This is a genomic window from Methylobacterium adhaesivum (genome assembly GCF_022179065.1).
In the GTDB taxonomy this organism is placed as follows: domain Bacteria; phylum Pseudomonadota; class Alphaproteobacteria; order Rhizobiales; family Beijerinckiaceae; genus Methylobacterium; species Methylobacterium adhaesivum.
On record NZ_BPQD01000014.1, the window covers coordinates 46,869 to 71,232 of the forward strand.

The following is a 24,364-nucleotide window of genomic DNA, read 5'->3' on the forward strand; positions in this document are numbered from 1 at the left end:
TACCCCGGGCCCGTTCTTGAACGTGTCGGCGAACGCCGCGCTGTGGGTTTGGACCCCATCGCCGAGGTTGCGACCGTTGGTGCCGCGCCGTGTGCCGCCGAGAGTGACGTGCAAGCGCGCCGCGCCCTTAGACGAACGGCCAAGTGGGGGGATGAACCGCACGATCGAGGGCGCAACGGTCGAATACGATCGCGACGACAGCCACGACCAGCTCCGCGTTCACTTGGCCGACTTCGTCAGCGCCTCCAATGTCGCATGCCGGTTGGAGGCCCTACACGATCTTGATTTCTAACGAAGCCCCCTGTGGGAGAGGGTTCAACGAGCCCGGTCGCTTCGTGTCAACGCCACTCTAACAAATGCTGAACCTATAAAATCTCGCGTCGAACTTGTGTCGCCGCGCGCGAAATAACTGTTCCGGCTGAAGGCGAAGACGCCGTCGACTAACGGGAAGCGCCCATCGACTAACGCGGAAAGGCCGTCGACTAACGGACTGTCCGTCGTCAGAGCATTTGGGACATTCAGCGGTGTTCAGGAGCGAAGGCTCTGGTCCATCTGGGGTGAGAGGTAAGGCAGCCTGCGCGTGGTGGCGCAAGCGTCGTTCCATGAGGGTCTGGCGCTTGATGCGTTCCCGCTCGACCAGGATCTCTTCGCCGCGTCCGAAGTAGACGTCAGCGGGCGTGAGGTTGCCCAGGCTCTCATGGGCTCGGGCATGGTTGTCGTGTTCAACGAAGGCTTCGACCCGCGTCTCCAGCTCGCCGGGCAAGTAGGCGTGTTCGAGCAGGATGCGGTTCTTGAGCGTCTGGTGTCAGCGCTCGATCTTGCCCTGCGTTTGCGGATGGTATGGCGCACCGCGGATGTGGGTCATGCCCCGGCTGCCGAGCCAGTCGGCCAAGTCGCTGGCGACGTAGCTCAGCCCGTTGTCGGAAAGCAGACGTGGCCGCTGCCTCACCCGCCCCTAATCGATCCCAGCCGCACCCAGCGCCAAGTCGAGCGTGGCGGTGACGTCTCTGGCCTGCATCGTGGTGCACAGCTTCCAGGCGACGATGTAGCGGGAGAAGTCGTCCAGCACCGTCGACAGGTCGTACCAGCCCCAGCCAACGACCTTGAGGTAGGTGAAGTCCGTCTGCCTAAGCTGGTTGGGCGCGGTGGTCTTATTGTGGAACTCGTCGGCGGCTTTGATGACGATATAGGCCGAGCTGGTGATCAGGTCCTGAGCCTTGAGCAGCCGGTAGACGGTCGCTTCCGAGACGAAGTAGCCCCGCTCGTCTGTGAAGCGCACCGCCAGCTCATGCGGGCTGAGTTCAGGCTGCTCCAGAGCCAGGGCAACGATCCGCTTGCGGATCTCCGCAGGGAGGCGGTTCCAGACCCGACTCGGCTGCGAGGGATGGTCCTGCAACGCCTCCGGACCGCCGCGCTGGTAGGCGTCGTACCAGCGGTGAAACGTCGAGCGCGTGATACCGAACTTTTCCAGGGTGGCACGCACCGGCAGGTGGGATTGCTCGACGGGTCGGATGATCTCCAGCTTCTCGGGGGCCGGGTACTTCATGCCTCGTCGCCCCCAGCCCCGCTGATGCTTATGGGATGGCCCGCCCTTCACGGAACCATCGGTGGCATGCTGCCGCCAGGGACACCTGGAGTGATCTGAAATGGCAAAGCGTTCAGTCGCGGTGCTGGGCATCGACCTCGGCATGAACAGCTGCAGCCTCGTCGGGTTCGATGCGACCGGAGCGGTGGTGCTGCGACGGGATGCGCGCCGAGGAACGGTCGTCGGCCTGACGGCCAAGATGCCGGCCTGTCTGGTCGCGATGCAGGCCTGCTGTGGTGCTCACCACCTTGGCCGGCTGCTCGACGCGCAGGGACACGCCGTCCGGCTGATGTCGCCCGAGTACGTCCGCCCCTACGGGCGGACCACTTCAATCGGGGCGGACCATAAAAGATCGCAGGCGTCTGGTTTCGGATGGCAGCATATCAACACCGGCACGTCTGTGACGGAAGAAAATCCTGCCTCATGAATGATCGAAAAGCGACTTTGTGAAAAATTTCAAACTTTAAGAAATTTTACAAGTAAGTTATGTTATTTTTACAGCTTTCAGACCGTGGGTAGTGCCGGATAGTTTGTGTAGAGAATGCGATGGGGCGCTTGATTAACACTTTTCCGCGACAACGTTGCGGATCGCGGTTCTTGGTATCTCCCGCGGTGGCTCCGGGAGCTTGTCGTGTTTTTCCAAAACCTTTCAATTCGCACGAAGCTGATTGCGGCGTTCTCCCTCCTAACTCTTTTCACCATCGGTGTCGGCCTGCTGGGTTTGGCAGGGACGCAGCGGATGCGCGAGCAAGCCCTCAATATCGAGAACAATTGGCTCCCGAGTGTGCGGGTTCTCGGTGAGATCGATACGCTCACGGCGCGGACAAGCGCGCTCGTTCTTCGACATACCCAAGCGACCGATTCAGCTCTGACGACGAGCATCGAGAAGGACATGGAGCGCTTCGGCAAAAAGCTCTCCGAGAAAAAGTCCTCCTATGAGAAGATGATTGAATCCCCCGAGGAACGGACGCTCTACGAGACGTTTACGCGCGAAGTCCAGAATTTCGAGGCTGTCCGCCAATCCATCCTCGCGCTTTCGCGGTCCGGTCAGAAAGCCCAAGCCTATGACCTTTATGAGCAAAAGGGCATTCTTCCGCGCCGCGCGGCATCGGCGGCGCTCGATAAACTCGTTGCCCTGAACAACGAGGGCGCGACAGAAGCCCAAGTTCGGAGCAAGGCGGTCTTCGAGGATACGCGCACCTGGGGCCTCACCGCCATGGGCGTCGCGGTCGTCTTGTCGGCGCTCTCCGCTGTCCTGATCACCCGCGGTGTCACGCATGGCATCAGCGCCGTCGTCCATCCCATGCAGACCCTGGCCGCTGGAGATCTTTCCGTAATGATCCCGCATCAGGGGGCCCGGACCGAAATCGGAACCATTGCGGACGCCGTGCAGGTCTTCAAGGACGGCTTGCTCCGAATGCGAGCGCTTGAGGAAGAAACGGATCTCATGCGAGCGGGTGCCGAAGCGCAGCGCAAGGCTGCGATGCGGGCCATGGCCGACGGCTTCGAGGGCGCGGTCGGCGGCATCATCACCATGGTGACGAGTTCCGCGACGGAATTGCAGGCGACCGCCCAAAGCATGGCCGGTACGGCCACTCTGACCGCCGATCAGACAACCAGCGTGGCTGCGGCCGCCGGGGAGGCCGCTTCCAACGTCAACACCGTCGCCGCCGCCGCCGAAGAACTCGGCTCCTCGGTGCAGGAAATTGGGCGCCAAGTGAGTATGTCCGCCACGATGGCTCATACGGCCGTCCGGGAGGCAGCCGAAACGGCTGAACTGGTGCAGCAGTTGAACACCGCGGTCGGTCGCATCGGCGATGTGGTGACGATGATCGCGAGCATTGCCGGCCAGACCAATCTCTTGGCCCTCAACGCCACCATCGAGGCGGCGCGCGCTGGCGAAGCGGGGCGGGGCTTCGCCGTCGTCGCGGCCGAGGTTAAGGAACTGGCCAACCAAACTGCCCGGGCCACGCAAGAAATCGGCGAGCACATTGGTCAGATCCAAGGTTCGACAGCGCGTGCCGTCTCCGCGATCGGCAGCATCACCGCGCGCATCGAGGACATCAGCGGCGTGGCGACGACGATCGCGGCCGCGGTGGAGCAGCAGGGCGCGGCCACGCAGGAGATCGTCCGCAACGTGGCGCAGGCCGCAATGGGTACGAGCAACGTGACGAGCAACATCGCAGGCGTGGCCGGAGCGGCCGAGGAGACGGGTGCAGCTGCCAGCCAAGTTCTCGGGGCGGCTTCCGAACTGTCACGCCAATCCGAGCATCTGAGCAGCGAGGTGGGCCGGTTCCTATTAACAGTGCGGGCGGCGTAAGGCCTACCGCCACGTGAACAGAGAGATTTGTCTCGGGTTTTCGATTTTGCGATGCGCCAGGCGTGATCTTGAGGGTGGGCAACGGTGCGAATTCGGCCTTTCGACGCAGCGTGGCGGCCCCAGGGCCAACACGCCATCGCTGAACCCGCAACGCACGTTCTCGGCGATCCGCTGGCGGCGCCGGAATAAGGGCAGATGGAAGGCTCTCTCGATGGACGTGCGGCCGCGGTGGCGGGTGGCCCAGATTTCTAGCCCCCCCTCCCGGCGCCAGACTCTCGATTCGAAGCCGACGAACATGAACCACCCCGTCCACGATCTGGAGGAATTGGTCCGGCGTCCGGTCCTGCCGGCCATCCACCTCGACGTGGTTGGGCTCGCCGGGCTGCGACCGGCACTGATCGACCCAGGACAGTCAGTGAATGCACCGCTCAACCTGTACATCGACGCCCCCAACGCGAGGTCGGATGGCGGGCGCATCATTATCGAGACCGCCAACAGATGGAACGACGAAGCGGCCGGCCGCCAATACGATTTCCCGCCGGGGCGGTACCTCAGCCTCTGCGTGTCCGACATCCCTGCGCGACAGCGGGCTCGATGACGGGATCTGCTTATCCCGCAACGATAGCGTTGACCGATGCTGCGACGCCTGGAACAGGCTGACTGAGTGGCCCTGGGAGATCATGTCCCTCAGACTGCGCGACCGGGTTCATCAACGCTGACCCATATCGATTGGTATCACTAGGTTTTGTCCTTCGAAACGCAGCGTAATTCACCGCATCTTTACGCGTGCGCTTGAAGGATACGCCTCATTCCCATCGAGCGCATATCGCCGAGGGAAGCGGATTGCTGTCACATGGCTCTAAATCGACGCATTCAGACCGCACCGGATGCTTGTGCGTCACCGCGGTCACCCGCCGTAAGTTCAGTCGATACAGCACCTTCGTTGACAGTGCTGCAACCCTATCTCGACGCTATGAGATACGGTTTTCTCCTCCTGAACGAGAACGGCCGTGTGGTACTCGCCTCCGGCCATGTTCTTCATCAATTCCGCATCGATGTGGGATCTATCGCCGAAGGAGACTCCCTAAGGCAGATCCTGCGTCTCGTCCGCAATCGTGCGGGTGCACGGTGGAATGATATCCGTGTGCAACTACGCAGGCTCGCCAACCCGAACCCAAGTCATACGTTTACGGTGCTTCTGGGCGAACAGCTCCTTGAGGTGCATGTTTATTCCGTTGACGGAGGCCGCTGGGCCGTCGCTTTCGAGGATATCACTGCGCGGCGCGCAGCCGAGACCCGGGCCGACGAAATGGCTCGGCACGATTCCCTCACGAGTCTGCCGAACCGCCTTTTCCTGCGGGAGCGGCTTGAGGAAGCATTGTCGCGGCTCAAGCGTAGCGGCGAGGCCTGCGCCGTCCTGTTGATCGATCTCGATCGGTTTAAGCCCGTTAACGACACCCTGGGGCATCCCATGGGCGACGCGCTGCTGAAAAAAGTCGCTGACCGCCTGCGCTCCACTGTCCGACCAACGGACACGGTTGCACGGATCGGGGGGGACGAGTTTGTAATCCTACAGACCAACGTTCGCGTTGCGTCCGATACCCAGGCCCTGGCCCGGCGCCTCGTGGACCTCGTTGGCCGAACCTACATGGTCGACGGGCATCTGCTCACCATCGGGGCCAGCGTTGGGGTTGCTCTAGCACCCTCAGACGGTACCGAGGCCGACACGCTCTCAAAGAACGCCGACCTCGCCCTGTATCGGGCCAAGCTCGACGGGCGTGCCACCTACCGCTTCTTCGAACCTGAAATGGACGCGCGCATGCAGGCGCGTCGCCGACTCGAACTCGATATGCGGCAAGGTCTGGCCCGCCGCGAGTTTCAACTGCACTATCAGCCGCAGCTGCAGCTCGAAGGCAACCGCCTCGTGGGCTGCGAGGCGCTCATTCGCTGGAATCACCCCGAGCGGGGGATGATCTCGCCCCTCGATTTCATCCCGTTGGCGGAAGAGATCGGACTGATCGTACCCATCGGCGAATGGGTGATGCGCCAAGCCTGCCGCGACGCGATGACTTGGCCCACCCCCCTCACCGTTGCCGTCAACGTCTCGCCGGCACAGTTCAAGAGTGAGCGCCTCGTTGAAATGGTGATGTCGGCGCTGGCTGCGTCGGGACTGCCGGCCACCCGTCTCGAAGTCGAGATCACCGAGGGTGTTCTCTTGCAGGAGAATGCCAAGACGCTTCAGACCCTGCACCGCCTGCGCGAACTCGGCGTCCGGGTGTCGATGGACGATTTCGGCACGGGCTATTCCTCCCTGAGCTACCTGCGCTCCTTCCCGTTCGACAAAATCAAGATCGATCGGTCGTTCGTGAGCGACCTCTCAGCCAATCGCGACGGCGTGGCGATCATCCGGGCCATCGCGGGGCTTGGAAAAAGCCTTGGAATGACCACGGTGGCGGAGGGCGTCGAGACCCATGACCAGATGGAGCGTATCCGTACCGAAGGCTGTACGGACGTTCAGGGTTACCTCATCAGCAGACCCGTTTCGGCAACCGAACTCCTCGCCTTCCTGTCGTCCGAGCACCCTCCGTGCTGATTGCCAGTTTCCTGCGTTACTTGGAGGTTTCGCTTTGAGCGACCTGTATCGTCTTGTCTATGCCAGCAAGAACCTTATCCAGGGGACGGACGAAGAGATTTTGCGTGAGGTGACGCAAATACTAGAGGCGTCGCAGCGCAACAACGTTCCCGTCGAGGTCACCGGCGCGCTAATGTTCAATGCTGGCGCCTTTGCCCAAGTGCTGGAAGGCCCCCAGCAGGGCGTCGAGGACACATTCGAGCGCATCCAGTGCGATCCCCGCCACGGCGATGTAACGGTCCTGCAGTGCGGACCGACGGGAGCTCGAAGTTTTGCGAACTGGTCGATGGCCTATGTCAGTCAATCCGATGCGGGCCGGACGCGGTGGGATGGAATCGCCGGGGCAAGCGGCTTCGACCTAAGCCAGCTTGATGGTGACGCGGTGTTCGCGATGTTGCACGAACTCGTTCTCGATGCGGAGGGCCTCAGCCCGAGATCCGGTGTTCCCCTTCAGAGACCCACCATCGCGAGGACGCCCTCCCCCGTTCTCGACGTTGAGCGGGTTCGCTCCGAATTGCCGCAGCCGAGCCAAATTCTTCAGGCTGCCGCTCGGTCCACTCCGCAGGTATTCCCGCCACCTGAGCTGGCGACGGCGACGGCGATGCCGTCCGCCGAGCCGCCGGCATCCGCGCTTGCTCCTCCGCCCGGTGCAGCCCTGACGATCCTTCGCGAGGCCCTGGCCCTGGAACGTCAGTGCACCATGGACCTTCGCAAAGTTCTCGACGATGCGCACGTCGCCCTGGCCGTGCAGGCGGAGGTGTTCAAGGCCCTGGTGCGGGAACGAGATCTGTGGGCTCATCGGGCGCGCCTCCTGGCCGACGCCCTTGGTCAGGAGGCCGGTGCCGTGGGACAGGGATTGCAGCTGCCTTCGGAGCCCTTCAAACAAGGAGGCGCGGGTGTCGGCGTCACGCTTCGTGCGACGGGCTGATGTTGTCGTAGCCACCGAACGTCTGCGAAAAACCGGATTTCTCGGGTGGGGAATGGATCACGAATCAGCCGGTATCAGATGCGACGCCGCGCTTGCCCGCCTTAAGGCCCAAGAAACCGCCAGGGCCAGAGCCGGCGGTGAGGTATCCATGGGTGAGGATGCCCCGAGATGGGCATGCTTATGATGGCATTTGGTATACCAAGGGCGGCCCCCTCGATGATTCCTGGTGGATCGTAGGGAGATCCCCTCCCCCCTTTGACCCTTGCGAACCAAGAAAACCCACGCTTGAGGGCATCGATGGTCTCCCCAGCCAGCCCGTGTGACTCAGCGTGCGGGACAATCCGTCCGGTTCGCAAGGACGTTGGCGCGGCCACCCCTCATCCGGCGCTCCTCGCTGGGGCCAAGCGCGTTCCGCGCGAGGGTAATCTGCAGCGAGACGATGCGGAGGAGTCTATCTGCGCAAGCGCCGAAACCGGTATGCCGCTTTGCCAATTCGGCCAGCGTCCTGGCCGCAGCCGTAAGGGGGTGCCTGAGGTCCTCCGTAGCGAGTGCAGGGGCGCCTTTCGGGTCATCCAAGGCTCCCTCGCAGCCTCTCGGTGCTGACTCGGCGCCTTGTGGGACGTGGGCGAAAGGCGAACCCGTAGGGCTATCAAAGGGCGCTTCGCGTGGTGGGAGATTGGTCGACCCAGCGCGGATGTGCGGAGCAGGCGGACATCGAGCGGCTTCAGCGCGTGCCATCGGCGCAAAGCTTGGCGCTTTGGCTGGCGATGGGCTGCGACCGTTCGAGGAAGGTTGTGACACTGAACCTGGTCACCCTCGCGCAGGCCGAGACCGATGCGGGTCGAGGCGCGCGGGAACCGGCGTTTCCCAGGCGATCGTGCGAGACCAAGATCCCGGCCGGCTTGGAGGATGGTTGGCGTGGGCCGAGACGAGTTTCGTCGTCCTCTTTGTGCGTGGGATCGATCCGGAGTTCTGGCCTCGATCACGGGGCCATGGTCGAATAACCAGAGGGTAGGAGAGACCACGGACTTATGGCTCGCAAAGCGCCAGAGGTCCGGTCCCGGCAAAATGTGCCTACCGCGTTTGGCCTTAATCGACCCCACGCCTTGATCATCCGCGACAGGGCGTCAGAGGCAGCGTGCGCGCCAAAGCAAAACTTGACGCCGGCATGCCGGCGAGCCGCTGCCTTATAGCTTCTTGTCCGTCGGGCTTTGATGGCCGAGGATAGGGCGAGTACCTGGTTCAGACTGAGCAGCTCTCGCGATCTGCTGCCCAGGGCCGTTCAATCGCTCGATGTAGGCTTGCCAGATCTCCGCACCGCCTTTCGTACCGCCGATCGTCGCGGGACGTGCGACGGGTTCCGGAATTGGCGTGAAATCGAACGCGGGGTCGCTATCACTCATGTCCGAAGGATCGGATCCGAGACCAACGTCCGAGTTGCGTTCAGGCTGCCGATCGGTGGCGTGGGCAGGTGCATGGCCCGGCTGCGGGAGCTCCTTGACGTCCCATCCAGACCCGGCGCGGGCATAATGAGAGCGGGCGGTATGAAGCGACAGATGGCCGGCGAGGAGGGCGATCTCCGCTGCAGAAAATCCATTCTTCTCCCACGTCGCCAGGGCGATGTGGCGGAAGCTATAGAGTGAGAGGCGACGCCCGCCGGCGACGAGGGACGCGCGAGCGAGGCTCGAGGCAATCGTATTGCGCCACAACTTGAAGACGTGAGCGTTGTCAGTCGCCGGCATGAGTGAGATCAGGGCGCGAATCGCCGAGAGGACGGTCTCGGGATAAGCCGACAGATCGATTCGGCGGACCAAATCCTGTCCATCAGCCCGTTTCGCGTTCTCGATCACTAGGATGCTGCCGTCGATGGTGGCACCGCAATACTCGATCGGCCGCAGTCCGATCCGCGGTTCCACCAAAAGATACAGCGCTGCACCCGCCGCGCTCATGCTGCGATTTCGCACGGCGAGTGTCTTGAGACGGGAGAAGGAAAGGCCCGCCTCTAAGGCCGTGGCATTCATGACGCGCCGGCTGGAACCGCGGGGTGTCGTCGGTCGCCCGCGGCGGGAGAGGAGAGCCGCTTCGATCCGTTCCATGATCGGCGCGTCCTGCCGTGGATCCTCGGCCTGTCGAGCGACGCGGACAAGGACGGACACGATGACTTTGTAGTCCTCCAGGTAGCGCCGGGTCGTGGCGGGGCGAAGCACCGGGTCGCCATCGGGGAGCGGAATTTCTACGTCGCCGACGATGGCCTGAAGTCGGCAAATTCCCGGGAAACGGGAAACGGCGCGTTTAAGGTGAACACGTCCCGCATGATAATAGGCGGCGCGCGTGGCACTCGAGCGTTTCTTTACACGTCGGGGCGGTCGCGACATTTCGGTTGTTCACTCTTCGTTGGGGGCCTGTCGCGATGTGCCGGCGTGGGCGGGGCCAGGAAGACCGTTCCAATTCTATTATGGACCGTCCTCCTGCCACCCCGAGCTCACTCGGAGCGGCACCTCGATGATGCCCATCGTTGGCGAGGGGCAAGCGACCGTTGGTTTGGATTTTAGGCGGTCGAGGGCTGCCCGGCATCGGATTCGGGGTGCCAATCCGTGGGCGCATGAGCGGGCCCATCGTGGTCGTGGTGATCCGGCAACGCGGAATCACGGTGCGTGTTCGCTCCGTCCCGGCCGTCCTCGCCAATATGGATCGTCAGATTGGTTTGCGAGACAAGAATCTCTTCGCGGGGCGTTTCGTCGACTACGGCGGATAAGTCTTTGGGGGCTAGTTCATCGAGGGCTTCGTGCTGATCGACCCCTGCGGAATCGATGGGTCCGTGCGGCGGTGATGCGATAGCCGTGACGGTGCCACCGACTGCCTCGACGACGCGTCGGACCGCAGTCTCATCTGAGCGGCCCTGATACTCCGCAAACGTCGAAGCCGCGCGCTTTCGAATCGACCGTAGTCCGAGTGCAAGAAGTTGTTGGGCGAGTTGAGGTAGCTCGTTTAGGTTCGCCGGGAGGCGTGCCACGAGATCGACGGTGTCCTGATCTTCGATGCTGGGGGGCAGCAGAGACAGACGCTTTGCGCGGCCTGCCTCGATCAACTTCTGCTTCTTTGCAGCCGGCAATTCTGCGGCTTGCATCATCAGCCCCAGTGCGAAGTCGATATCGGCAAAGAGGTGCGCAGATTTGATGGTCGCGGCGGCGGTGGCGATGTTTGCGAGGCCTTCCCGATCCTGGAGGATACCGACCTTTTTCAGATCTGAACGCCTTTGCGCTTCTGCGGACTTCGTCTTGGTTTTCGTCGTCATCTTTCTCTCCAGTCCCTGCTGACTGGAATGATCATTCGTTAGACCAGCCAATCCGTCCAGGGATTCCGGAGGTCGTTGGTTCGAGTTGCTGCCTCTCCGTGCGCGCTAAATAGGAATATAACTCAAAATCGCAGAACTCGATGGTCTGGTGACCGCCAGAGCCGCCTTCTCGAAGTCGTTGCATATGCGCCACAGGTAAGCCTCATTTCAAAGAGGCTTCGATCGGAGCTTGTCAGAGGCCGAGTTCCGGGCCCGAATCTCGTTGCAAACCCAGGTCGTACGCACCGCGTCAACCAGGACGGGTGCGCCGCTGCGGAGCAGGACCGTTTTAGCCGGGGAACAGACTGTCGTCAGTCTCTGCCGCGACACGCCCGGGCCAGCTCGCGAATCTGGTGTGCTGTAGAACGGGAGCTCAAGCCGCCGTGTTGTCGCCCATCTCATGATCCTGCCCCGATTTTGCGGACACGGGGTTGGCTTGCATTCCGTTCGGCTGCTCGGGGGTTATGGAAACGAGAGCCGAGTGGATGCGCTGCCGATTGTAGTAGCCCTGGATGAAGGCGAACAGGTCGCGTCGGGCCTCGTCCCGGGTCGTCCATCATCGCTGGTGGACGAGCTCGACCTTGTGGTTGTGGAAGAAGCTCTGCATCGGGGCATTAACGTGACAACAGCCGGTTCGGCTCATGGAGGGCGTCGCCTTCATGTCGGCGAGCTGGTTTCGGTAGGCCTCGGCCGCGTATTGACTGCCGCGATCCAAGTGGCAGATGAGGCCATCCCCAGGTCTTTCCCGTTGGGTCGCCATCATCAGGGCGGCCTGCGTCAGCGCGGTCCGCATGTGGTTGCGCATGGACCAACCGACGATCTTGCGGGTGGCGAGAGCGAGGATGGCCGCCAGGTAGAGCCAGCCCTCGCCGGTGGCAGGTAGGTGATATCGGCGAGCCAGACCGTGTTGGGCATCGCAGCCGAGAACTGCTCTTCGAGGAGGCTGGGCGCGATTGATAGATCGTGACGGCTGTCGGTGCTGCAGGGCCGGAATCGACGCGCTGCCAGTGCCTGGATTACGGCGGAGCACATCAAATCGCAGTCTGCCACGTATCGGCGGGGACAGATCGGCCGGCTTACGGGCGCCGTTACGATCTAGCTGCTCGGGCGGTGGGCATCTCTAGAAACTAAACATTAACCTTACAAAAATATGATTTTTAATCTGTCGTGGGGCATATGCCATGCTGAAATCGGTCTGTTTGGCAATAGCGGGCTTGTTTTGGAGTGGCATGGCGCTTGCTGAAACCGTTGAAACCACTTCATCCATCGGTCCTGAGATTGAAGGCATCAAGGCCATCCATAGAGATGGCATCGAATTTTGGCCCCGAGAAATCTTGCGCAGGCAGAATATCGAATCGATTGCGAGAATGGGCGTCTTTGAGCAACGTCTTGCGGGTCAAGCGCGACGGTCGATAAGATCGCTCTGCGATGGCTGCGTCTTATCTGGTGATCCTATGAAGGTTTCCGGACTTCGTCGTATTGTGAATCCGAGGGCGGACGAAATGAGAATCGACGATCCCGCGCAGGCGCCTCTCGACTAGCGCCTCGCCCCGGGGGGGGGATCCTGCTACTGACCTGCCAATCATCGCTCTATCTAACCGGTATGGCCAATACACACCCGACCACCGGCGAACTATTCAAGGCGAAGGCCGTGACCGACGCGGACATCGCCGCTGCGGTGGACGCCTTCCTGGCCGACCGGAGTACCTCGCCATCCTTGCTCGGCGAGGGCTACCAGATCGACCTCGCGGAGGCTGTGCGCGCGCACGAATGGGCCTCCGTCACAACGGCCAACGAGCCTGCGACGGATCATTGTGAGCGTGCTGCTGTGCGCACTGCGATCCTGCTCGCCCGGCCGGAGAGGGTGTGATCCCGAATCGGGAGGCACACAAGACCGCTTCCTTGAGCCAACACTTACGCTGTGGCTGCATATTACGATGGAGCTTCGTTGCGTACCGACTCAGGCGTGAGATGGACGTCACACCCCGCCGGTCCTGTCATCAGATCGGGCGGCGGGGTCGTTACCTCGATCGCTCCAGGCGTTCGCCGTCGGCAACTCCGTCACCTGCATCGTGTAGCGGGGGTGAGCGCACCTCGAACGATATTGGCTGTGACCGTTTCGAGGATCCAGTATCATCAGCGGAGAAGCTGATGCACTGCGGCTACGCTGCACGTACAGTGGTCAGGAACCGCTGGACCTCGGCGCTGAGATGCTCACTCTGACGGGAAAGCTCGGATGCCGCGCCGAGTACCTGGCTCGCGGCTGCTCCTGTTTCTTCAGCGGCGTCAGCCACACCCACGATGTTGGTCGTAACAGTCCCTGTGCCCATCGCCGCCTGGGCCACATTGCGTACAATCTCCTGGGTCGCCGCACCTTGCTCCTCCACCGCTGCCGAGATCGAAGTGGCCACGCCACTGATCTCGCGGATGCGCGCCGCAATTCCACTGATCGCCTCCACCGCCTGACCCGTCGAGCCCTGGATCTGACTGATGTGTCCGGCGATCTCTTCGGTGGCCCGCGCTGTCTGGTTGGCCAACTCCTTGACCTCCGCCGCCACGACAGCGAACCCACGCCCTGCTTCACCGGCACGCGCTGCCTCGATGGTGGCGTTGAGCGCCAAAAGGTTGGTCTGGCCCGCGATGCTGTTGATGATCGTCACCACGTCGCCGATGCGGCCCACCGCCGAATTAAGGCTCTGCACGAAGCTGGCCGTCTGGGCGGCTTCCGCTACCGCGGTTTGAGCCATGGCAGCCGAGCTACTAACTTGGCGGCCGATTTCCTGCACGGAGGAGCCAAGTTCCTCGGCGGCCGCCGCCACAGTGGTGACGTTGGAAGCAGCTTCGCTGGCGGCAGCCGCCACACTGTTGGACTGGTTTGCAGTCTGGGTCGCGGTACCGGCCATGCTCTGTGCGGTGGCCTGCAGCTCGGTGGCCGAGCTCGTTACCATGCTGATGATGCCGCCGACCGCGCCCTCGAAGCTGTCCGCCATGGACTGCATTGCCGCCTTGCGCTGCGCCTCGGCACCAGCTCGCGACAGCACCATCTCTACTTCGAGCTTGCGAGTTTGAAGCATATTGTCACGGAAAACGCTCACAGCGGCAGCCATGTCGCCGATCTCGTCGCGTCGGGCTCGGGACGGGATGTCAACGGAGGTGTCGCCGCCTGCTAGTCGGTCCATGGTGAGGGTCATGCGCTCGATGGGACGCGCGACGCCGAACAGGCTGAAGAGCATCGCACCGACAGCAGCGACCAGCGAGATCGCCATTGAAACCCAAGCCATGACCATGGCCGAGCCTGCGCTGGCCTTACTCAGCTCGGTGCTGCGCTTGGATTCCTCCCGGTTGAAATCGACGGCTCGTTGTAAGGCGCCGATCGCTCCGTTGTTCAGGGCAGCCATGTCCGCACTCGTCGTCAGCGCCAGCGCATCGGCCTTCCGTCCCCCCTTCATCAATTGGATGATCGCTTCCTGACCATCGACATAACGAGACCATTGAGGGCTAAACTGATCGTAGATTGCCTTCTCTTTGGCGGAGCTGATCAGGGGCTCGTACCGCCGGCGCAGGTCTTCGAAGGTCTGGATCGCCTTCCGCAGACCCTTTTCATTCTCGACCACCGCCTCCGGGCTCTCCGACGCTACGACGAAACGGTACAGCTTCACGCGCACGTCCCGGGTCGATGTGCTCATCGCGTTGACGACATCGACGGATGGAAGCCAGTTTGTCGCGATCTCATTCACTTCGTTTTCGATTGCGCTGAGCTTCACGACGCTCACCGCACCTTGGCCGATAGCGGAAAGACTGAGGAGGCCAATCGACATGGCGAGGATCGTTTTCAATGAGATGCGCATGGATCCTGCTACCGTCTTCTGCTCCGTCCACACGGGAGCATGATTTTGGTAAATAAATTGCTAGAAGCCATATTCTTTGACACCAGCACCTGATAGATCCTGCACTCTTTCTCCATCATGGCGTTCGCGCCAGTTGCATCGCTGTCGCATCGTTGTGCTTTTTGATAGATTCATAGAAAAACCCGCCACGGCACGAGGCCGGGCGGGTTGGGTGCAAGGCTCTACGGGTGATCGGGCGCGAGCCTCAGCCAAAGCAGCTTTCGCATCATCCCCATCCGCAAGGCAGTCACAATCCGGAGATCGGACGAAAACTTGCCACGGCTGGTGCCGAGCGGGTGAAGCTATTCGACAGGGGCGTTGTCGTTAGCGACTGCCACCGTTGGCACTGCCATTCGGGATCGCTTGCTCGGGGCGGGAGGCGTTGCCGCCAGCGGCGGAGTCGGTCGTCACGGTGTCGGCGCCGGTCGCCCCACGGGAGATAACGACGTTTTCGTCGTTGCCGGTGGTGTTCGCTTCGTTCTGGACGATAACGTCCGACTGACGCGGAGGGCCAACCTGGGCGAACGCGGGTACGGCGATCAGCATGGCGACGCCGGCGAGGATAGAGATTTTCACGGAATGCTTTCGATTGGCCATATGACAAAAGCGTCGTCGGCCGTGAGGGTAGGTAAAGTCGTCGTGGTGGCGACGGTTTCCCCGATGCTGTGTCGCACCCCAGGGCAGGTGCGCACGAAAAACCCGCCGCGGCGCGAGCCGGGCGGGTGAAGGCGATCCCTTGGGAGGAAGATGGTGGATGAACGGCTCGGCGGCCGGACAGTTCCGGTTTATCGCCGCACCGACCCTCCGACGATACCGCCTGGGGGATGTTGTTTGATCGGCTCGACGTGACGAGGCCGGTTGTCGCAGCCGCGCCGGCCCTGGTGATCGTCGGAGGCGCCGGCGGCGTCGGCTCAATCGCGATTCAGCTCGCCCGGCAACTCACCGATCTGACGGTGATCGCCACCGCGTCGCGCCGCAAGACGGCGCAATGGTACCGGGACTTCAGCCCCCACCACGTGATCGACCACGCAAAGCCGCATGCCGCTGAGGTCGCGGCGCTCGGTCTTCCCGGCGCGCCGGGCTTCGTGTTCGCGACCACTCAAACCGGCGCGCATCTCCTGCAGATCATCGAATTTATCGCACCCCAGGGGCGCCTTGAACCAATCGACGACCCGGAAACGCTCGACGTGATGCCGCATAAGCCCAAGAGTCTGTCGCTGCACGGGGATCTGATCTTTACCTGCTCGCTGTGCCACACCGCCGACAACGAGCGACAGCACGCGACCCTGACCGAGATCGCCGGCTTGGTCGATGCGGGACGGCTGCGCAGCACGCAGAGCGAGGCGTTCGGTCCCATTGACGCCACCAATCTGGCGCGACCTCACGCGCTCATCGAGAGCGGCCGCGCCAAGGGCAAGGTCGTGCTTTAGGGCTTCGGCGCCTGAGTCCAGCGATCGTAGGCCGCCGCCGTCAATCCGGTGTCGACCCAACCGGCCCGGGGATGAGATAGACGTCCCACCCCGCCGACCTGCGATCAAATCGGGCGGCGGGGTCGTTACGTTATGATTGGTCCTGGGAATTTGTACGATGGTTTGACGACCAACCGATTGCCTTAGGCCGCTAATCCCGATTGAGTGGTGATCTTTTTCTCTGCCGGAAGAGCTGGACGGCCAATTAAGTAACCTTGTACTGCGTCACAGCCGATCTTCCTCAAAAGATCAAGTTGATCCGCATTCTCCACACCTTCGGCCAAAGTCGGGATATTCATATCACGACCCATTTGGATCACTGCTTTGACAACGGCCAATGAGTTTTTGTCGGAGAGTGCTGCTGCAACGAAACTCCGGTCAATTTTTATGCGGTCGAGGGGAAGATCACGCAAATGGGCAAATGATGAATAGCCGGTCCCGAAATCATCCATGGCGATCCTGATTCCGAGTTGCCGTAGTGCGTTCAGAGTATGGGCGATCTGGTGCCCGTCCTCGACCAAAGCTGTCTCAGTCAGCTCAAGTTCCAGACGGTGCGGCGCCAGGCCACTCCGCGCCAGAGCATCCGCCACATGGATCAGCAGAAGCGGCGAGCGGAGTTGCACCGCCGAGACGTTGACGGCGAGATGCTGTTCGTCCGGCCAGCTTGCGGCCTCCAGGCAAGCCTGTTCCAGGACCCATTTTCCGATTTGGACAATGAGCCCGTTCTCCTCAGCCAAAGGAATGAACTCAGTTGGTGAGACCGCCCCTCGATGCGGATGCGTCCAGCGGATCAGGGCCTCGAACGACACCACCCGGTCGCTCGGTAGGGACATGATCGGCTGGTAGACGATGTGGAACTGGCTCAGGGCGAGGGCATGGCGAAGATCGTTCTCAAGGTGACCGCGCTCGGCGATGGCTTCGATCATGCCAGGTCGGTAGCGAACCGCCTGTCCGCGTCCGCGCCGCTTGGCCTCGTAGAGGGCAATGTCGGCCCGCTGCATTAGGTCGTCCGGGCCGCTGCTGTCGCGGCTGTCGCAGATCCCGATACTGCAGCCAATGACGATCGTGAGCCCGTTGAGTGTATAGGGAATTTCGACTCCAGCTACGATTCGCTCGGGGAGATCCTCGCCCCACGCTGTCTCGCAGCTCAAGAGGATCGCGAGTTCGTCGCCGCCGTGTCGGGCGATCATCCCCGCAACGTCGAGGCTGCGGAGACGGTCCGCGACTGCCTTCAACAACTGATCCCCGACCGCATGACCGAAGGTGTCATTGACGGATTTGAACCGGTCCAAATCGATCAGCATCAGCGTCGATGCGCGGCAATGGATTTGATCGGCCTTCATGCGCTCGCTCAAGGCACGACGGTTGGACAGCCCGGTGAGGGGGTCGTGGAAGGCCAGGTGCGAAATCTCCTCCTGCGCTCGTCGATCGCGAGTCACATCGTCATAGGTGAGGACGGCTCCGTCCTCGACGGGCTGGCATGAGATCGACAGAATGCGACCGTTGTCGAAATGGTGTTCGACGCGCGTTTCCGTACTCCTGCTCATCCAAATCCGATGGTTGGCAATGACCCGGGCGATGCGATCGACATCCCAGCCATTGATCCGCCCCGTCGTCGTTAAGAAGTCTTGTAGGCGCATGCCCATGGAGATGTCGCGCGGTGCAAGGTCGAGCATCGTGCACAGGCGGGTGTTGTAGAGCTGAATAATCCCTTCCGACGAAACCTTAAGAATACCGTTGGACATGTTCTGAAGAGCCGTCGCGAGTACGCGTAGGTGCGCGGCCTCCTGCGCTTCGAACCGGCGTGTCGCTACGAGGGCGATGAATGCTCCTGCCATGAGGATCGTCGCGCCGCCCGCGGTCAGAAGGCTGAGGACAAGCTGGATCTTCGGTAGATGCACACTCGCGACCTGTCCCTCGACGGTTGTCCCGGCAATGGAAACGAAGTGGGCCCCACAGACCGCGATGACAATCAGGGGGCAGGCGATGAGGTAGCTGTAGGGATAGCGCAGGGGCGGCAGGCCTCGCAGGAGGCCCAGAAATAGCCCGCCGATGAGGCAGGCCGCGACGTTAGCGGGAAGGGATTGGATCTGTGAGCAGCCTTCCAGGGCCGCCATTCCGGTGACGTGCATCACCCCGATGCCGATGCCCGCGACAGCCCCGAGGAGGATTCGGGCCCACCGCCGAGCAGGCAAAGCCGATAGGGCGAAGGGTACGCCGACGGCTAGGACCGCAATGAGTGCGGACGCGAGGGTGATGCCGTGAGCGTATCCAAGGATGATGTCGGTCCGGTAGCCGAGCATCGCTATGAAGTGCGTGGTCCACACGCCGAGGCCGGTCGCGAGGGCTGCACCACACAGCCACCACATGCGTTCACGACCGGCTTTGGCGGTCGCGCGGTCGAGCAAATGTACCATCAACGCAGCGCTCAACGCGCATATGGCTGCGGCTGCCAGCGTGGAAATAATGCCCTGATTGTCCAAGATTGTGGTGTTAAGGAACAGCATACCTCGCTGTAAGGCGCATCGAGTTGGTAGTCCGTCAAAATCCTAGGTTAATAGACCTAAATTGTCGTAGGTCGATATTTGCGTTTTATTAGGCAAATAAGAATAATAAAAAACATCCTGAGTTCGCCTAAATTGTTCAGATAACACAATGATCGCAATGGCACTGTGTGCAATGGATGCCCAAAGGGGTTGATGCTCATCCGGGGATAACAACCATTTCCATCTGTCGCCGAGCCTGAGGTGCCGGCTCAGGCGTCAATATTATGCCATTTCGGAAAGACCGCCGCGGCCGGAGCCGGGCGGTAGAAGAGTTTCCATGGAGGCGATGATCGCCCGGCGAGATTAGCCAGCGTTCTTTCGACCTAAAGCTTTGACCGGTTCTGCATGCTCGTCATGGCCACGAGGGCGCCCAAGGCCAATGGACTTCGCCAAAGCCGAGCGCTGCGCCGCGTAGCTCGGCGCGACCATGGGATAGTCGCTCGGCAGACCGAAGCGAGTGCGGTAGCTCTCTGGATTAAGACCGTTTGTGGTCAGGTGCCGTTTCATTGTCTTATAAGTCTTGCCGTCGACGAAGCTGACGATGCCGTCCGGACTGACGGATTTGCGGATTTGCGATGCAGTGGGTTTGTCGTGCGTTTCATTGCGCGCTTGTAGTGATCCGCCCACATGGAGACTGACCAAAGCGGCGTGGACATTGTGTAAGAGGATGGGTAACTCACCTGTTGGAACAGAGTTATTTGAAACATAGGCTGAAACAATTTCACCTGCGAGATTGAGCAAGTCGACCGATTGATATTCGGGTTCTGGTTGGATTTCGCTGTTCACGGTTGATGCCTCCTATTGAATCAAACTCGGACCGCTGTCCTTGAAACAGCTCGCCGCAGCACGATGTGGGGCAGTCAAGGTATAACCTCGTGATCTCAAGACACTAATCAAATTCGTATGACTGAATCTGGTATGCAAGTTGCAAAGCCCCACCTTGCCCTATCAAAGTGTTGAAAAACAGTGGCCTAAACAAAGACCCGCCTGGATTGCTCCGGGCGGGTTGAGGTGTTCCAAGTCCAGGAGAGGCTTGGATAGGGAAAGGAGAAGGGTTTAGCAATAGCCGTGCCAGCACTACCATGTCTTGGTCTGCGCCCCGACGATCGGTGCAACAAGGCTTCCCATCAGCACGGAGACGACGGTGAGGTCTCGGGGCTCGACGGGCGGGGCAAGTCACAGCCCGGCCTTCGGCAGGATCTCGAACTCCAAGGGGCAACAGCATCGAGATGATGGACCAGCCGAACGCCCGCTGCAGCGGGTTGCAGTCTTGAGGCCATGACGCCGCGGAGCACGCCCTTCCCCGCAATGGCATCATAGGAAATGGTCGGGCCAATGATGTCTTCTTCGCGGCCGAGCTCGCCATAGGCCTCGACGTGTTCGGGCTCGTGGTCGAGGCGCCGGCTGGACCTGACGAATCGGTATGCCGCTTGGTCTGCGCAGCTTCCGTGGTCCTTAACCTAGGGGCCTGAACCTTGGCCGGGTCGAGGGTCCCGTCGCTCTCAACAGGGATGCGGCCGGCGGTGATGACCTGTCAGATCGCGGCCTCGGTGCCGCCGTTGATGTCGGCACATTTTCTGCTGCTGACACTCACTGCGTACTTCGGAAATTAAAGCCGTGGAAACTCAAAAGTCGCGAGCGACTCTGCCCCCAGTGGGCTCAGACCGACCAGAGGAGCCACTTGCTGCGGCGCGGTGGTGCGGTGCAGCCCGTGCTCCGCGGGATGGGGCCTATCGAGCCGAGCGAGTGTGGGAAGCGGGCATTCCAGGCAACGCGCTCATCAATCGGTAACGGGGGCGCGCAACACCTCGCCACCGCGGGCCATCAAGACCTGCAGGGGGGATGGGGTAGAACGCACATGGCAACAGCATCAACCGAACTGGGCTACGTGAACCAAAACGACCAGATGGTCCTCCGGAAACCCGGCAGGCCGGGCAACGACCACATCCAAGAGGCCTACCTGATGCGCTGTCTTGAGTGCCAGCACGAGTACGACGCATTGGAATCAGACACTCCCGTTTGCCACTGCCCGTCGTGCGACGGCGGCCTCCAGGAGCTTGCTGAGGCGGCGTGATTAGGGAGCCCCGTCGAGTCCGTCGGCCTCACATTCTCGTTCGGAGCCGAGTGCGCAGCCCCTTCAATCGAGCGCCTCGACGTGACTGAAACGGGGCGTATCCTCGTGTCTGCTCGGTTTGGAGCAAGAGAGGAAAAATGTCCGTCAATCGGAAATCCGCTAAAGAGGACTTTGAACTCAGCTTAAACCACGGCGTCGATGTGAAGGGCCACGCTGAGCTCATGGAGGCATCCCGCAACGGTGATTTCGAGGGAATGGGACACGTGATCGAGGCGTTCAGAATGAGGCAGAGGGACATTCATAAGCTGGCCAACTTCAGGCGTTGTGCGTATAACAACGGGAAGTAGCTGTGAGACCTTGGACAAAAATATCGTCGAGGTGAAAGTTTTGTGTGCGATTACGCTGATCTAGCTCTCGTGGATCAGTCGCAGCCCCGATATGCTCATGAGCAGACCGATCTCGTGATTCAGCAGGGCTTCGAGCTCGCTGCCCACGATCCGGTGAAGACCGCGGTGGAGGCGCCCTGAAGCATCTCGTCGGGGATGTAGACGCCCGAGTTCTCCCGCCGCACCCTGCCGCGCCAGGCGTGGCCCTGGCTGACATTGGTAAATACGTACCTACCCATCATCGGGTCCTACCGGATGGGGCAGCTTCCGCCCTTGACCGGATCTTTGGACCTGAATGGCCTGTCTGCGAACTCAGAAAGACGGAACCGCTTGAGCGGCGACGGGTAAATTCGCACCGTTATTCGAAAGCTGTCCTCGAAGTCGCTTCGTCGCGCTAATATCGATAGACGATGATTGGGGGCTGGGACGTTGGGGGTCAAGGAATGGGTGTGATGGGATCCGAAGTTTTTAGTGGGCGGCGGACCCTTGTGCTCGTGATCGGGATGCATCGGAGTGGCACCTCAACCGTAGCCGGAGCCCTTGGGATTCTCGGTGCAACCATGCCCGCAACGGGCCTTGGACTTTCCGAAGACAACCCAAAAGGTCATTTTGAGCCAAGGGAGATCGTCGCTCTGCACGACCGAGTGCTGGCGTCGGCTGCAATGCATTGGTGGGATTGGGAAAAATTCCCTGACGCTTGGTACGAGTCAGATCAGGCGCAGCCCTTCGTCGATGAGCTAGCAGAGACCGTCCAGACCGAATTCGGGGATGCGCCGCTCTTCGTGGTGAAGGATCCGCGGTCGTGTTTGCTGATCCCGTTGTGGCGGCGAGTGGCGGCAAAGCTTGACTTAGAAATCAAGGCGGTCTTGCCGGTGCGGCATCCGGACGAGGTGGCGCGCTCGCTGCACGCGCGGGACGGATTTCCTTTACCGAACAGTCACATGGCTTGGCTGCGATATGTTCTGGAGGCCGAGCGCGAGAGTCGCGACCTGCCTCGCGTATTCCTTCGTTACGAGGACCTTCTCAGCGACGGCCCGGGTACGATGCGGCGGGTGGTCGAGACCTTGCAACTCCCTCTGAACACAGGCGAAACCGGCGCCGCGCTGGCCGACTTCATCGACCCCGATCTGCGGCGCAGCCGGACCGATTCGGCCCCGCTCCACCCCTGGCTGCGGGACACCCTCGCGGCCTACGAAGACGCAGCGTGGGCGCGGCCGGATGGAACGGCGCACGGGCCTGATGCGTCGCTCCTCGACCGGATTCACGCGGCGTATGGAACGGCGTGCGCCGCGTTCGTGCCGGCGCTGCGCGCGACGAACAAGGGATTTGAGGATGCGCAGGCGCTGAACCGGCTGATTCCAGGCGTTCAGGCCGAGCGCGACGCCGCCTTGGCCGAGGCGGCGTCTCTGCGGGCCGAACTCGCCGCGCGGGAGGCCGACCTCGCGGACCTGCGAGACCGGCCGCAACAGGGCCAATCCAAACCGGCGGTCAAATGGTGGCAGCGTGGCTGACACCCGAGCTTCGGGCCGGCGCGAACCCGGCCCGAAGCGATCTCACCGCTCCTTGAGGGCGCCGCGCAGGGAGTCGCGGACGGGGGCGGTGACGTAGTCGAGGACCGTGCGTTCGCCGGTGCCGATCATGGCGGTGGCCGACATGCCGGGGTAAAGGCGGATGTGCTTGACGAGGTCCTTCAGGGCCTCCGGTTCGATGTTGAGCTCGACGGTGAAGTAGGGCTCGCCCGTGCGCTGGTCCTGCTGGCGGTCGGCCGAGACTTTGGTGACGATGGCGGGGATCGGCGGCAGCTGGCGGGCCTCGTAGGTGGCGAGTTGGATGTGGGCCTTCATGCCCTGCGTGACCTCGTAGGCCTCGTCGGGCTTGAGCTTGGCTTCCACCACTAGGGGGGCGTCGGTGGGCACGATGTCCATGAGGCGCTCGCCGGGAGTGACGACGCCGTTCTTGGTGAACTGGGTGAGGTTCAGCACGTAGCCGTCGTCGGGGGCGCGGACCTCGACCATGTCGAGGGTCTCGCGGGCGGCGTGGAGGCGGGGCAGCGTGTCGTTGATCTTGGCCTGGACGTCGCGGAGCGATTCGGCGACCTCGGCCGAGCGGGTCTGGCGCATGCTGGCGATTTGGAACTCAGATTCGCTCATGAGCTCCTTGGTGCGGGCGACCTCCGAAATCTGGGCGCCGCGATTGCCTACGAGTTCGGCAGCCGAGCGTTCGAGCTGACGCACCCTAGCCTTCGGCACCAGGGCCTTTTCGTACAAGGACTGCACGCCCACGAGCTCGTCCTGGATCAGCGCGGATTGGCTCTCGATGGACTTGATGGTGGCGTCAAGTCCGGCGAGCCGGGTCTCGGACTGGTCCATGCGCTTCTTCAGCACGTCGACCTGGCTCTCGATGGCCGCCTTGCGGGTCTTGAACAGGTTCTGCTGGTCGCGGATCATCATGGCGATCTCAGGGTCCGACGCGCGGGCCTCGATCTCCTTCGGCAGGGTGATCGCGTCGGCGCCGTCGCGCTCGGCGTAGAGGCGGGCGCGCTGCACCAGCAGGCCGTCGAGGCTCGCCGAGAGCACATCGGCCTGGGCGCGGGGCATGGCGTCGTCCATGCGGATGAGCACCTCGCCCTGCTTGACCGTGTCGCCCTCCTTCACGAGGATCTCGCGGACCACGCCGCCGTCGCGGTGCTTGATAGTCTTGCGGCTCGATTCCACCCGGAGGAACCCAGGGGTGGTGATGGCGCCGTGTAGGCTCGCCACCGCCGACCACACAAAGGTGCCGAGCACGAACACCACCACCACGGCCATGCCGGCGACGATGGGCTTTCGGACGCGCGCTTCGAGTTCGGCCAGGATCGCCGCCTCGTCGGCGGCGTGCGGGATGGGCGCGGCGGGCGCGAGGGCGAAGGCCGGCATCTTCACGGGGACGATGCGGCCGAGGGTCTGGCCGAGGGTGGCGGGAAGCTTCATCGCGGTGCCTCGTTGGGCGCAAGTCTGAGTCGTGTGGTGCGGCCGGTCTGCGGCCGATGTTGGGCGGCTTATCCCGGTGGAGCGAACCGCCTGCTCATGGGCGCAACAGGCCCCCTCTCCTGGAAAGAGAGGGTTGGGGTGAGGTGTGTTCCCTCTCCGGAAAGGCCACACACCTCACCCTGTCCCTCTCCTTCCAGGAGAGGGAACCCACGTTACCTGCTCGTCATCACGGAG

General features: G+C 62.0%; 16 protein-coding genes and 4 pseudogenes. 10 read left to right on the top strand and 10 right to left on the bottom strand.

Translation table 11 applies throughout. The features are described from left to right. Positions 1 to 151: 151 nt before the first annotated feature. Complete coding sequence (locus MFF01_RS11790) at positions 152 to 292, top strand: hypothetical protein (protein WP_373319737.1); 141 nt, start codon at positions 152 to 154, stop codon at positions 290 to 292. Between the two features lie 276 nt (positions 293 to 568). Here the strand turns inward: MFF01_RS11790 and MFF01_RS11795 are convergent. Continuing rightward, a pseudogene (locus MFF01_RS11795) lies at positions 569 to 1,576 on the bottom strand (IS3 family transposase); the annotation flags it as partial. 91 nt (positions 1,577 to 1,667) lie between these two features. Here MFF01_RS11795 and MFF01_RS11800 point away from each other — a divergent pair. The 5 genes and pseudogenes from MFF01_RS11800 to MFF01_RS11820 form a co-directional block, all read left to right on the top strand. Next, a pseudogene (locus MFF01_RS11800) lies at positions 1,668 to 1,895 on the top strand (hypothetical protein); the annotation flags it as partial. 321 nt (positions 1,896 to 2,216) lie between these two features. Further along, complete coding sequence (locus tag MFF01_RS11805) at positions 2,217 to 3,905, top strand: methyl-accepting chemotaxis protein (protein WP_238225559.1); 1,689 nt, start codon at positions 2,217 to 2,219, stop codon at positions 3,903 to 3,905. Positions 3,906 to 4,200: 295 nt separating this feature from the next. Next, positions 4,201 to 4,503: a hypothetical protein gene (locus tag MFF01_RS11810; RefSeq protein WP_306421593.1), complete on the top strand. Its 303-nt coding sequence runs from the start codon at positions 4,201 to 4,203 to the stop codon at positions 4,501 to 4,503. Positions 4,504 to 4,878: 375 nt separating this feature from the next. After that, entirely contained in the window at positions 4,879 to 6,498 is a 1,620-nt protein-coding gene (locus tag MFF01_RS11815; protein ID WP_373319743.1) for a putative bifunctional diguanylate cyclase/phosphodiesterase, read from the top strand. A 34-nt stretch (positions 6,499 to 6,532) separates the two neighbouring features. Further along, on the top strand, positions 6,533 to 7,465 hold the full coding sequence (locus MFF01_RS11820) for a BLUF domain-containing protein (protein ID WP_238225561.1): 933 nt from the start codon (positions 6,533 to 6,535) through the stop codon (positions 7,463 to 7,465). A 1,187-nt stretch (positions 7,466 to 8,652) separates the two neighbouring features. Here MFF01_RS11820 and MFF01_RS11825 read toward each other — a convergent pair. The 3 genes and pseudogenes from MFF01_RS11825 to MFF01_RS11835 form a co-directional block, all read right to left on the bottom strand. After that, a complete protein-coding gene (locus tag MFF01_RS11825) occupies positions 8,653 to 9,840 on the bottom strand; it encodes a hypothetical protein (protein WP_238225562.1) in 1,188 nt (395 codons plus the stop codon). Positions 9,841 to 10,013: 173 nt separating this feature from the next. Continuing rightward, positions 10,014 to 10,760, bottom strand: coding sequence for a hypothetical protein (locus MFF01_RS11830; protein WP_238225564.1), 747 nt, complete (start codon positions 10,758 to 10,760; stop codon positions 10,014 to 10,016). A 490-nt stretch (positions 10,761 to 11,250) separates the two neighbouring features. Beyond that, positions 11,251 to 11,816: pseudogene (locus MFF01_RS11835) on the bottom strand (IS3 family transposase); the annotation flags it as partial. Positions 11,817 to 11,980: 164 nt separating this feature from the next. Here MFF01_RS11835 and MFF01_RS11840 point away from each other — a divergent pair. Both MFF01_RS11840 and MFF01_RS11845 read left to right on the top strand, forming a co-directional pair. Next, a complete protein-coding gene (locus MFF01_RS11840) occupies positions 11,981 to 12,340 on the top strand; it encodes a hypothetical protein (RefSeq protein WP_238225566.1) in 360 nt (119 codons plus the stop codon). 62 nt (positions 12,341 to 12,402) lie between these two features. Continuing rightward, positions 12,403 to 12,669 (top strand): hypothetical protein, encoded by a 267-nt coding sequence (locus tag MFF01_RS11845; protein WP_238225568.1) that lies wholly within the window; start codon positions 12,403 to 12,405, stop codon positions 12,667 to 12,669. A 292-nt stretch (positions 12,670 to 12,961) separates the two neighbouring features. Here MFF01_RS11845 and MFF01_RS11850 read toward each other — a convergent pair whose 3' ends face one another. Further along, the gene (locus MFF01_RS11850) at positions 12,962 to 14,647 is read right to left on the bottom strand and encodes a methyl-accepting chemotaxis protein (RefSeq protein ID WP_238225570.1); all 1,686 of its coding nucleotides are present in this window, start codon (positions 14,645 to 14,647) and stop codon (positions 12,962 to 12,964) included. 363 nt (positions 14,648 to 15,010) lie between these two features. Next, complete coding sequence (locus MFF01_RS11855; protein ID WP_238225572.1) at positions 15,011 to 15,283, bottom strand: hypothetical protein; 273 nt, start codon at positions 15,281 to 15,283, stop codon at positions 15,011 to 15,013. A 215-nt stretch (positions 15,284 to 15,498) separates the two neighbouring features. On the opposite strand from MFF01_RS11855, the pseudogene MFF01_RS11860 reads away from it, so the two are divergent. Beyond that, a pseudogene (locus MFF01_RS11860) lies at positions 15,499 to 16,116 on the top strand (zinc-binding dehydrogenase); the annotation flags it as partial. 182 nt (positions 16,117 to 16,298) lie between these two features. On the opposite strand, the gene MFF01_RS11865 reads toward MFF01_RS11860, so the two are convergent. From MFF01_RS11865 to MFF01_RS11875, 3 genes are all read right to left on the bottom strand, one after another. After that, positions 16,299 to 18,662 (bottom strand): bifunctional diguanylate cyclase/phosphodiesterase, encoded by a 2,364-nt coding sequence (locus tag MFF01_RS11865; protein ID WP_238225574.1) that lies wholly within the window; start codon positions 18,660 to 18,662, stop codon positions 16,299 to 16,301. A gap of 342 nt (positions 18,663 to 19,004) precedes the next feature. Continuing rightward, positions 19,005 to 19,475, bottom strand: coding sequence for a Ros/MucR family transcriptional regulator (locus tag MFF01_RS11870; protein WP_238225744.1), 471 nt, complete (start codon positions 19,473 to 19,475; stop codon positions 19,005 to 19,007). Between the two features lie 1,766 nt (positions 19,476 to 21,241). Further along, complete coding sequence (locus MFF01_RS11875; RefSeq protein ID WP_238225576.1) at positions 21,242 to 21,403, bottom strand: hypothetical protein; 162 nt, start codon at positions 21,401 to 21,403, stop codon at positions 21,242 to 21,244. Between the two features lie 318 nt (positions 21,404 to 21,721). On the opposite strand from MFF01_RS11875, the gene MFF01_RS11880 reads away from it, so the two are divergent. Then, on the top strand, positions 21,722 to 22,672 hold the full coding sequence (locus MFF01_RS11880; RefSeq protein WP_238225577.1) for a sulfotransferase family protein: 951 nt from the start codon (positions 21,722 to 21,724) through the stop codon (positions 22,670 to 22,672). Between the two features lie 42 nt (positions 22,673 to 22,714). Here MFF01_RS11880 and MFF01_RS11885 read toward each other — a convergent pair whose 3' ends face one another. Next, on the bottom strand, positions 22,715 to 24,130 hold the full coding sequence (locus MFF01_RS11885; RefSeq protein WP_238225579.1) for an HlyD family type I secretion periplasmic adaptor subunit: 1,416 nt from the start codon (positions 24,128 to 24,130) through the stop codon (positions 22,715 to 22,717). Positions 24,131 to 24,364 lie beyond the last annotated feature (234 nt).